General features: G+C 44.8%; 19 protein-coding genes. 13 read left to right on the top strand and 6 right to left on the bottom strand.

The genetic code is table 11. The features are described 5' to 3' along the window. The 3 genes from J0895_RS14905 to J0895_RS14895 form a co-directional block, all read left to right on the top strand. Positions 1 to 199 (top strand): tetratricopeptide repeat protein (locus J0895_RS14905; RefSeq protein WP_207088847.1); only part of this gene is annotated, 199 nt, incomplete at its 5' end. A 246-nt stretch (positions 200 to 445) separates the two neighbouring features. Further along, on the top strand, positions 446 to 685 hold the full coding sequence (locus J0895_RS14900; RefSeq protein ID WP_242541328.1) for a hypothetical protein: 240 nt from the start codon (positions 446 to 448) through the stop codon (positions 683 to 685). 12 nt (positions 686 to 697) lie between these two features. Next, entirely contained in the window at positions 698 to 940 is a 243-nt protein-coding gene (locus J0895_RS14895) for a hypothetical protein (RefSeq protein ID WP_207088846.1), read from the top strand. Positions 941 to 1,286: 346 nt separating this feature from the next. On the opposite strand, the gene J0895_RS14890 is transcribed toward J0895_RS14895, so the two are convergent. Beyond that, entirely contained in the window at positions 1,287 to 1,769 is a 483-nt protein-coding gene (locus J0895_RS14890) for a hypothetical protein (protein WP_207088845.1), read from the bottom strand. Between the two features lie 102 nt (positions 1,770 to 1,871). Beyond that, positions 1,872 to 2,108, bottom strand: coding sequence for a hypothetical protein (locus tag J0895_RS14885; RefSeq protein WP_207088844.1), 237 nt, complete (start codon positions 2,106 to 2,108; stop codon positions 1,872 to 1,874). A gap of 352 nt (positions 2,109 to 2,460) precedes the next feature. Here J0895_RS14885 and J0895_RS14880 point away from each other — a divergent pair, with 352 nt between their 5' ends. Beyond that, positions 2,461 to 2,601 (top strand): hypothetical protein, encoded by a 141-nt coding sequence (locus tag J0895_RS14880; RefSeq protein ID WP_207088843.1) that lies wholly within the window; start codon positions 2,461 to 2,463, stop codon positions 2,599 to 2,601. A 27-nt stretch (positions 2,602 to 2,628) separates the two neighbouring features. Here the strand turns inward: J0895_RS14880 and J0895_RS14875 are convergent, their stop codons facing one another. Further along, positions 2,629 to 2,952: a phage integrase N-terminal SAM-like domain-containing protein gene (locus J0895_RS14875; RefSeq protein ID WP_242541330.1), complete on the bottom strand. Its 324-nt coding sequence runs from the start codon at positions 2,950 to 2,952 to the stop codon at positions 2,629 to 2,631. Positions 2,953 to 3,237: 285 nt separating this feature from the next. Between J0895_RS14875 and J0895_RS14870 the strand changes: the two genes are divergently transcribed. Then, on the top strand, positions 3,238 to 4,527 hold the full coding sequence (locus J0895_RS14870) for a DNA cytosine methyltransferase (protein WP_242541327.1): 1,290 nt from the start codon (positions 3,238 to 3,240) through the stop codon (positions 4,525 to 4,527). Beyond that, a complete protein-coding gene (locus tag J0895_RS14865) occupies positions 4,524 to 5,324 on the top strand; it encodes an endonuclease (RefSeq protein WP_207088842.1) in 801 nt (266 codons plus the stop codon). The genes J0895_RS14870 and J0895_RS14865 overlap by 4 nt, the downstream gene beginning before the upstream one ends. A gap of 68 nt (positions 5,325 to 5,392) precedes the next feature. Here J0895_RS14865 and J0895_RS26990 read toward each other — a convergent pair whose 3' ends face one another. From J0895_RS26990 to J0895_RS14850, 3 genes are all read right to left on the bottom strand, one after another. Beyond that, positions 5,393 to 5,854 (bottom strand): tyrosine-type recombinase/integrase, encoded by a 462-nt coding sequence (locus tag J0895_RS26990; protein WP_422894337.1) that lies wholly within the window; start codon positions 5,852 to 5,854, stop codon positions 5,393 to 5,395. Positions 5,855 to 6,025: 171 nt separating this feature from the next. Continuing rightward, complete coding sequence (locus tag J0895_RS14855) at positions 6,026 to 6,238, bottom strand: DUF2283 domain-containing protein (protein ID WP_207088841.1); 213 nt, start codon at positions 6,236 to 6,238, stop codon at positions 6,026 to 6,028. Between the two features lie 313 nt (positions 6,239 to 6,551). Then, positions 6,552 to 6,881: a hypothetical protein gene (locus J0895_RS14850; RefSeq protein WP_207088840.1), complete on the bottom strand. Its 330-nt coding sequence runs from the start codon at positions 6,879 to 6,881 to the stop codon at positions 6,552 to 6,554. Positions 6,882 to 7,396: 515 nt separating this feature from the next. On the opposite strand from J0895_RS14850, the gene J0895_RS14845 reads away from it, so the two are divergent. From J0895_RS14845 to J0895_RS26770, 7 genes are all read left to right on the top strand, one after another. Then, positions 7,397 to 7,633, top strand: coding sequence for a type II toxin-antitoxin system Phd/YefM family antitoxin (locus J0895_RS14845; RefSeq protein ID WP_207088839.1), 237 nt, complete (start codon positions 7,397 to 7,399; stop codon positions 7,631 to 7,633). A gap of 72 nt (positions 7,634 to 7,705) precedes the next feature. After that, the gene (locus J0895_RS14840; protein ID WP_340643524.1) at positions 7,706 to 8,014 is read left to right on the top strand and encodes a type II toxin-antitoxin system VapC family toxin; all 309 of its coding nucleotides are present in this window, start codon (positions 7,706 to 7,708) and stop codon (positions 8,012 to 8,014) included. Positions 8,015 to 8,093: 79 nt separating this feature from the next. Next, the gene (locus J0895_RS14835; RefSeq protein WP_207088838.1) at positions 8,094 to 8,339 is read left to right on the top strand and encodes a hypothetical protein; all 246 of its coding nucleotides are present in this window, start codon (positions 8,094 to 8,096) and stop codon (positions 8,337 to 8,339) included. Positions 8,340 to 8,357: 18 nt separating this feature from the next. Further along, positions 8,358 to 8,615, top strand: a complete 258-nt coding sequence (locus J0895_RS14830; protein WP_207088837.1) for an AbrB/MazE/SpoVT family DNA-binding domain-containing protein — start codon at positions 8,358 to 8,360, stop codon at positions 8,613 to 8,615. Positions 8,616 to 8,743: 128 nt separating this feature from the next. Then, a complete protein-coding gene (locus tag J0895_RS25980) occupies positions 8,744 to 9,004 on the top strand; it encodes a PIN domain-containing protein (RefSeq protein ID WP_340643523.1) in 261 nt (86 codons plus the stop codon). Between the two features lie 172 nt (positions 9,005 to 9,176). Next, positions 9,177 to 9,377 (top strand): type II toxin-antitoxin system HicB family antitoxin, encoded by a 201-nt coding sequence (locus J0895_RS14820; RefSeq protein WP_207088836.1) that lies wholly within the window; start codon positions 9,177 to 9,179, stop codon positions 9,375 to 9,377. Further along, positions 9,374 to 9,514, top strand: coding sequence for a type II toxin-antitoxin system HicA family toxin (locus J0895_RS26770; RefSeq protein WP_207088835.1), 141 nt, complete (start codon positions 9,374 to 9,376; stop codon positions 9,512 to 9,514). Before J0895_RS14820 ends, J0895_RS26770 begins: the two co-directional genes overlap by 4 nt. Positions 9,515 to 9,798 lie beyond the last annotated feature (284 nt).

The following is a 9,798-nucleotide window of genomic DNA, read 5'->3' as shown; positions in this document are numbered from 1 at the left end:
AGCATTGGACTCTGATTATGCAAATGCTTACTATAATATTGCTTGTCTTTATGGGTTGCAAGGTGATGTAGATTTAGCCATCCAAAACTTCCAACGGGCGATTGAGTTAGATTCAAAATATCGCGAGTTGGCAAAAACTGAGAGTGATTTCGATCGCCTTCGCAAGAATAGTCGATTTCAGGCTTTGTTAAAGGAATGAGAAAGCTGGGGGATAAGAAACCGGGTTTCTCAACCCGATTGGGGTGAGGCGGCAGCGGTTATGGCAACAACCGGGTTTCTGGGATGTGGGTGGAGGGCAAGAAACCCGGTTGCTGGGACAATTTGATAAGATGCGATCGCTCAAAGGATAAAACGATGCTAGAAATCACCCTAAATTGGAAACCTGACCCCCAAACCGTTCGGCTGAGCTCACGGCGAAGCTTTGACCCAACGGGTACAGGTGGCAATGCAAGAACAGAAAAGTTTAGAGACTCTGCTGGATGAGGCAGTTACCCAGTATTTACAAGCAAATTTAGCCTCTAACACCCTTTCTGTATCTCCACTCCCCCTGACCCCTTCCTCGGTGGTCTATAATCATGGTAGCCCGAAACTGGGCACTGAAGCAGAAGCCATCCTCACCGCAGAAATTGAATCCTCCTCGGGTTTATTGTGGAGGATGATAAAATATCGAAGACGGATAAATTGAGGAAAATCACCGATGCAAATTACCATCAACCTACCGCCAGACCTCGAACAAGACCTCATCCATCAAGCCACACAATCTAATATTCCCCTGCCTACTTTAATTTTGCAAATGTTACGCCGCACGATGCAAACACCACCCATTTCAGTGTCCCAATGGTCAGAAGCGATTTTGTCTTATCAAGGAATCCCTGATTTCCCCGCTTTCGAGTCCTATCGCGATGAACTGCTTCCCCCTCGCGAACCGGAAATTTTCTAATGCAATACCTCCTCGATACCTGTGTTATCAGTGACTTCATCAAAGGCGAACCGGGTACTCAAAACAGAATCAAACAAACCGCCCCAGTCAACATTGCTGTTTCCTCAATTACAGTGATGAAATGGTCATAGAAACCCAGTTTCCGGGATGGGGGTGACGCAGCCTATCCCTGCTATAATTACCAAAATCTCCCATAATCTGCATTAACGCACCATTTTAACCAGAATAATCGATGCGAAAGTCAAGGGAATTATATTCCCTTGACTTTCGCCGGATATTTTGAACCGCTAACGCACCCTACCAAAGCTACTACCAATTATAGCCTTAAACTTAAATTAGCGAGCAATTAATAGAAGCAAGGAGGCAGCAAACTAACTGCCCTTCTAATTCGCATCCATTCATTCGCTAAGGCTGTTTCTCCTGGGCGAATTTTGCGCCCTCCCAATTCAGGATTTCGGGAATAAAATATTGCATCTGCTACTTTGTCTAAAGCCTCACTCACTAATAATCTTCCCTCTCTCGCATTGTTATCATCATAATTTACCAGCAGCCAGGAATATCCTTGAATACATTCATTATTTCGATAAACTAAAATAGTTGGAACCACTCTTTGAATGGCGTTCCATTCTCGGATATATAGGGTTTCATTAGCGCGAAGTTTTCTTCTTGACAGTTGAGGATTAACACTGTAGAAAAAATCATCCCCCCAGCGCTCTATGGTTTCTTGTGTCAGTTGTTGAGAGTTCGCTATTGTTGGGCTGAGAATTAGCGAACCGAGGGTTAAAACAAAAACCGCTGACAATTGGGTGATAATTTTTTTGCTATTCATAAAAATTCTGCCTAATCTTGTAAAATTGGCAATGGGCGAAGCATCCGCGTAGATAAAATTTTGTGAATTTTAAAGGTTTTGGCGCGGATGCTTCGCCCCTACTTATCTCGTTCCCAGGTCGGAAAAGGGAATGTAGAGTTGCTGGTTGGTGGTCAACCCTGCGGCGGCTAAGTCGGGGTTGCCGACTCGGTAAGTGTTTAGATCTACATATAAGGAAAATTTCCGCCCTTCGTTAAAACCAACATTAATCAGATGTTGGAAGGCTTGGGCATCGTTGAAACCGGCCAAGTCTGGGTTCACTGAGCGGTAGAAGTTGGCGTCAAATAAGTTAACAGCCATAGGTCAATTATTCTCTAAGGCAATAGAGCTTTTTGAAATATAGCTGTTTTTTGGGAAAATGTCAAGGGTTTTTATAGATGTTTTTTAACCAGGTTACTAATAGACTAATTAGCTGATACAACTTAGGTCAAAAGTGACACATGATTTTGGAATGAGAAACCGAAAAATGGCGAAAGAGACCCCTGTCCAGAGGATAGAACCTTCTCTGATAGACGGGTGGTTAGTCCTGTTTTCTGGTGGATGGGTCAACGATAACCCAGCAGAGACTCAGCATTGCCCTATCCGAAAATCCTGGTACAATCAGAACATTCTCAACTACCCGCTATAACCTGACTCCCTAGGGTGACACATTATGGACTATCTGCGACAGGTGAAACTCAATCGACCACTGTTAGCCGGAACCGTCCTCGTGGGCTTAGGTTCCATCGTCACGGGGGGGTTAGCGGGTTCTGCGGGGGGGGTTAGCGGTTCCCGTGTTAGCCGGATTTTCTAACTTTTTCGCGGGGATGACCGGGAATAATTAGCGAATCACCAAGCCTTCAGTCCCATCGCCAACTTGGGCAAGGATGGCCTGAACTTCAGACCGGGAAAACCCAGTCGGCAAGCGTTTGGGGCGTTGGGGTCGCTCGATTCCTTCAAGATCTGGTAAGTCGAGGTGCAGGACTTGGCGGTAAAGAAAGAGGAGGGCACTGAGGGCAACGTTTTGAGTGGAAGCGGCTATTTTCTGATCGACAGCGAGGTGGGATAGGTAGGCGCGTACTTTCTGGTGTTCCCATCTCTCTGGGGTGGCGTTTCTGGTGAAACAGGATGAAGTCTCAAATGTACTACAGGTCCGATTTTTCAGTTTTGCGACTGAGATGCCGAAAGCGGGCAGTCTGGCGCACGCGATCGAGGAGTTTAGGTTGCTGTGGTCTTTCCATGACGCTGGCTGCGGTAAAAGTCTCTCAATTGGGGTGTTATCCTGCAACTGCTAGATAACACCCATAATATCCGAGTTAGACCGCAAGCGCTTGACAACACCCCGCTGAGGTATTATAATGGTTTTCCGGTCTAATAAATAGTTATATCTCATCGAACACTCAAAAATCTTGGCGTTTTAATGTATAGTGATAACTTTTTTGGATAGAGCATGAAAAGACCCGTAGCTATTGATCTTTTTTCAGGAGGTGGCGGAATGTCTCTCGGTTTAGAAGCCGCTGGATTTGACATTGCTGCTGCCGTTGAATTTGATGCTATTCACACATTAGTACATCACTTCAATTTTCCTTACGGTGCAAACATTTGTAAGGATATCTCTAGGCTTGCCTCACCAGATTTACTCAAGGCTGTAGAGGAAAAAGGATTTTCTCGCGAAATAGATTTAATAGCGGGCGGCCCACCATGTCAAGGATTTTCTCATATAGGAAAGCGACAGCTTGATGACCCTAGAAATGCATTGGTATTCGAGTACGTTCGGATAATAAAGGAAATAAGACCTAAATATTTCATATTTGAGAACGTCCCTGGAATTGCATCAGGCAAGCACAAGAAGTTTTTAGATGAATTAATCGTTGAGTTTGAAAGTATTGGATACTCGGTTGAAAAGCCCGTATCCATCCTTGATGCGTCTCTTTATGGCGCACCACAGAAGAGGAAAAGACTCATTCTTGTTGGCTCAAGGTTAGATGTTGAGAAAGCCACATACCCTGTACAAACTCATGCGGATATTGATACAGCAGAGCCTGCGCTGCTTGATTTAGGCTTGTTGTCACTATCAACGTGCGGAGATGCAATAAGTGATCTAGTGAAACATCGTGCGTTTACCGAGGGCGATAGCGGTATAGATTCTTCGCAGTTGGATTATTCAGGGTTAAGAAACAACTTTTCACTCAAGTCAAGTGGTGAATATTCACTATGCCATACGAGACAAGTCTCAAATAAGGTTTATGGTCATATTGGCTCTAAGCATACAGAGCAATCAATTGAAAAATTTAGGGCGACCAATCCAGGCTCTGTAGAAAAAACAAGTAGATTTTTTAAGATAGCAATGAATGGTCAATGCAATACGCTAAGAGCTGGAACAGCTAGTGATAAAGGCGCATATACTGCACCCAGGCCAATACACTATTCTGAACCCCGGTGCATAACTGTCAGAGAAGCAGCACGATTACACACATTCCCTGATTGGTTCCGTTTTCATAACACTATTTGGCATGGTTTTAGAGAGATTGGGAATGCAGTGATTCCATTTCTATCTAAGTCGTTGGGAAGTCAAGTTATTAAAGCTATGAATTTAGATCCTAGAGAATTTGAGACCTATGTGCTAACTCGTCAGGATGAAGATTTGTTAAATTACAACATGGGGCAAGCGTCAAAATACTGGGAAATCCCAGATGATGTAATTCCTAAAAGAAAAAGGTTGGATAAGGCTGTCGCATGAGCAAGTACAACAAGGTTATTGAAAGGGTTTTTATTAATAATTATGTCGATGGCGACATCAAGGTTGCCTTTAATCGAGATGAATTGGCGCAGGCGTGTGATGACTTAGGGATTCTACGCATTAAAAACCTTGGTGATATTCCATACTCATATAGATTTCGCAAAGAGTTACCTGAGGCTATAAAGAGTAAATGCCCAGCCAATTCGGAATGGATAATAATTGGGACAGGTATAGGTGCGTATGAATTCAGATTGGCATCACCTGGCAAAATTGTGCCTACTATAAACAGGCAAAGGGTAAAGGTTCCTGATGCAACTCCTGAGATTGTAAGAAAGTATGCCCCAGGCACGGATGAACAAGCGCTTCTTACCAAAGTTAGATATAACCGACTTGTCGATATCTTTACTGGGTTAACTTGTTATTCCATTCAGAATCACCTTAGAACAAACATTCAAAATGTTGGGCAGATTGAAATTGATGAAGTGTATCTGGGTGTTAATAAAAAAGGTGCACACTTTGTCATTCCTTGTCAGGCTAAATCTCCAGGAGACAGGTTTGGAATAGTGCAAGTCATGCAAGATATAGAGTTTTGCAAGGCTCGTTACCCCAACGCGATTTGCAAACCTATTGCATTGCAATTCTTATCTGAAAATGATGTCGCTATTCTAGAATTGGCAGTTGAAGAAACTAATGCTATTTTCCATCTTTCAGTAGTGGATGAGCGACACTATAAGTTAGTTGGTAGAGATGGGATAACTGATGAAGAAATTAGGCTAATGTCTCAGGCTGAAGAATAAAGATATAACCAAGTGCTGCACAGGGATAAATTACTCGCTGCGCTCACAATTTACCTGTGAGTACGGCGTTAAACCAGTTCATCTAAAGGACTGCGAAAACCTCGATCGCCGCGATTGAGAACGTGGGTATAAATCATGGTAGTTTTCACGTCTTTGTGGGCTAAAAGTTCTTGCACGGTGCGAATGTCGTAGCCATCCTCAAGTAAGTAGGTGGCGAAGCTATGGCGGAGGGTGTGGCAACTACCGTGCTTGGCAATACCGGCTTGTTGTTTTGCTTGCTTCATCCTGCGCTGAATGCGATCTTCAAAGAGGTGGTGGCGGCGAACGGCGACGGAATGGGGGTCGCGAGAACGGTAGGCGGCTGGGAATACATACTGCCAGCCCCAGCGGTTGGAGGGTTTGAGGGGTTGAGAAATGGGGTTTCTGCGCTGTGGAACACAAAAGATCACCAGGAATCTAAAGCGATCGCAACACCAGATCCGACCGTCAACCCCTCTGCCCCCAGTCCCGCTCATTTGAGCATTGATCATCAAAAAATTAAATATCGCAGCCTGCTTCTCTCGATTGTTATCTAATTGAGCAAAACGGGATGCTCCCGCCGTGGGTGGATTGCTGACTCATGATCCAGGCAAAGTTAAAAGGTTTGTAGTGATAACTTTAGCCATCATCGGGTAAGCATTGCCAAAGCGATGACCACAAACTTACAGAGCTACTGTTTCAAAGGCAATGCGTAGGGGATTATCAGAAGGAGGTAAAAAGTTGAGCTTTTCAAACCCAATCACTTGCCCCTGTTGATCCTTCATTAAAATCACCTCATCGCCCGTTTCTTCGGCTTCAACCTCATCTTGAGGATTACCAAACCAGACAACAAGTGTATTGCCGGTGCGATCGTAGAATACTTTTACTTCTGCCATAATTGCTCTCCTTCCTTAATAGCACTGGTTCGATAGGCTGTGATTAAAAATCCTTCTCCATTTAAGCGTCTAGTCACAGCACAGACCCAACGTTTTGTACCCTCATTACGGTAGAATAGGTAAACCTGAGCATCAGTGTTACTTAAGACGAACTTCGTCTGGGTCACTTAATGTATTTTGTACGTCGGTCAAGCGGTTGATCATGATTGGATGCTTAACGGTGACAATAAACTGCCAATACTCGGCAGTTGTGCGAACTGAAAAGCCAAGAGGCGTGACGATTTCAAAGAGGATTTCAGGATTCGATGAGGGATCATCGTTTACAAACCGATTCCCCGATCGCCACATTCATCGAAAAATTCGCCCCCACATCAAAGGTGGGGTCAATACCAATCAGATCCACCTTCGTCCGCCTCGGCTCATCAATCCCCTCAATCTCCTCCCACACCCACTCCGTCCGGAGCGTAGAAAGCAGATGCAGGTTGTGAGGGCCGTCGGTGGGTTGCTGACTCATAAAAACACCAGAGAGCGCACACCCCATTATCGCTCCTTCCCCAACCCGAACCTGACATCCAGCTAAAGCATCGGAATGACTGACAATTTCTTCCCAAGTCCCCTCGATTTCTAGCCGTTTTGCCGTCATAGAATATCTCGCTCAATACTAGGATTAAATTCATTATAGGCTGCTTCTAAGGATCAGACGCTGGAACTGTGGAACTTAGCGACAGGTAAAGCATTAGCCACGTTTACCGGGAAAGCTAAGATGCGTTTCTGTGCCCTTGCCCCGGATGGGGTGACAGTGGTGGCGGGGATAGGTCGGGGCGGGTGCATTTTCTGTGGTTGCAGGGGTTGAGGGGTTGAAAACCGGGTTCTTATCCCGATTGGGGTGAGGCGGCAGCAGTTATGGCAACAACAGGGTTTCTGGGATGTGGGTGGAGGGCAAGAAACCCGGTTGCTGGGACAATTTGATAAGATGCGATCGCTCAAAGGATGAAACTATCCTAGAAATCCCCCTAAATTGGAAACCAGACCCCCTTCCTGCTACGGGTTTCTTTGTAAGATTTGGGTGAGGAGGCAGAGGTGATGACAGAAGGTTTCTAGGCTGTAGGTTTCTGGGCTAGTTTGTAGCAAATGCTTTCGTGTGATCGGTGTTTTTTTATGGTTAGAGTAACGATTGAGGAAATTCAACGGGATCCATTGGAATACTTGCGCCGAGTCGAAGAGGGTGAAACTTTAGTGGTTGTGCGATCGCATGAGGCGATCGCCGAAATTCGACCCATTCCCCCTCGTCAGCAATGGCGACCTTATGGATTATGTGCCGGACAATTTGTCGTCCCTGATGATTTCGATGCTCCTTTACCCGAAGATATCCTCAATGCCTTCGAGGGAAAATGAAAATTTTGCTCGATACCCATATTTTTTCATGGTTTATCAGTGGTAAAACCCGCTTATCCGCTCCGGTTCGTGATGCTATTCAAGGGTTCAAATAACGAAGTTTATTTAAGTGTGGTTTCAGTTTGGGAAGCCATTGTTAAATACCAGTTAGGCAAATTACCCTTACCAGAACATCCCGGAATTTATTTACCCAAACAACGGGAACTCCATCAAATTGCCAGCCTTGCCCTTGATGAAACTAGCGTGGTGGAATTGGCTAAACTGCCGTCTTTGCATCGCGATCCATTTGATCGGATGCTCATTTGCCAAGCTTTGCACAACGATTTAATCATTGCAACCGTGGACTCAACAGTTCGTGCTTACCCAGTTAGGGTCATGTAGATAGGTTCGGGTGAGAAGTTTTGAGAAACCCGGTTGCTGGGACGATTTGATAAGATATGATCGCTCAAAGGATGAAACCATGCTAGAAATCACCCTAAATTGGAAACCAGACCCCCAAGCCTTGACCCAACTGGTACAGGTGGCTATGCAAGAACAGAAAAGTTTAGAGAGTCTGTTGGATGAGGCAGTTACCCAGTATTTACAAGCAAATTTAGCCTCTAACACCCTTTCTGCATCTCCTGCAACCCCTGACCCCTTCCTGGATGGGCTATATGATGGTAGCCCGGAACTGGGCAGCGGATCGGATTTCAAATTATTTCCCTAAAACTTACCTGATTTATCCATGAAAATCATTAAAGTCTCTGAAACAGGACAGGTTATTATTCCTCCCGAAATGCGAAAAAACTATCCCTTAGAAGTCGGAACAGAAATTATATTAACGGACACTGGCAAAGGGATTTTAATTCAGCCTAAATCCCCTTTTTTTACCACAACCTTAAATGAAGTTGCCGGGTGTTTGAAATATCAAGGTCCCCCCAAAACCCTAGAAGATATGGAAGCTGCCATTCGCCAAGGTATTCAGGGGCAATGGCATGATTAGCGTCGATACGAATATTGTAGTTCGGCTTTTAACACAAGACGATCAAGTTCAATATCAAATAAAGTCTGGAAATTTTTCAAAACCCTGAAATCTTCATTCCTGACACCGTTATCCTAGAAACGGAATGGGTGCTGAGATTTGCCTATCAGTTTAAATCGGATCAAGTCTGTTCAGCTTTACGAAAACTGCTAGGACTCCCCAATGTTTATCTGAATAATCCAATATTAGTTGATCAAGCTCTGCTGTGGCATGAAAATGGTTTAGATTTTGCCGATGCTTTCCATCTGGCGCAAAGTCAAGATTGTGAGAAGCTCTACAGTTTTGATGAAAAATTCATTAAAAAGGCAAGAGGACTAACCAATTGTGAAGTCAAAAAACCAGATGATTAAGAGTAACTAGAGATGAGAAAAATGACAGAAGTGGCGGGGATAGGTTGGGGCGGGTGTATTGGCTGCGGTTGGAGGGGTTGAGGGATTGAGAAAGGGGCTTTCTTAACCCGATGGGGGTGAGGCGTTAACGGATGGGCTAAAATCCTGATTAGATAGCCATTAGAGATAAACGATGAAAATTAAAGCAATGATTTGGCAAGAAGATGATGTCTGGTGCGGTTCAGTCCCCGCCCTTCCCGGTTGTCACACCTGGGCATCGAGTTATGAAGAGTTGTTAGAGATGCTTGCAGATGCGGTTCAGGGTTGGCTGGAAGTGGCGGGTGAACAACAAGAAGTTACCCCGGAAAAACAGTTCATTGAGTTGTCTTTATGAAGTCGATTTCTGGGAAAGCACTCTGCAAAATTGTTGAACGGCAGGGTTGGCAGCTAAAACGAATCACAGGCAGCCATCATATCTATGCAAAAGAAGGAGTTACGGCTATTCTCTCAATTCCAGTCCATAGCAACTGAGATTTACCGACTGGAACCTTGAAAGCTATTCTCAAGGATGCTGGACTTACAGAGGACGACTTGCAATAAACCTCGATCGCGGCAAGAAACTGGGTTGCTGGGACAATTTGATAAAATATCATAGCTCAAAGGATGAAACCATGCTAGAAATCACCCTAAATTTGGAAACCTGACCCCCAAACCGTTCGGCTGAGCTCACGGCGAAGCTTTGACCCAACGGGTACAGGTGGCAATGCAAGAACAGAAAAGTTTAGAGACTCTGCTGGATGAGGCGATCGCCCAGT

Origin of the sequence: Phormidium pseudopriestleyi FRX01 (genome assembly GCF_017313335.1) — a bacterium.
GTDB lineage: Bacteria > Cyanobacteriota > Cyanobacteriia > Cyanobacteriales > Laspinemataceae > Laspinema > Laspinema pseudopriestleyi.
The sequence above is the reverse complement of the archived record's forward strand: the minus strand, read 5'-3'. Positions and strand labels throughout refer to the sequence as shown.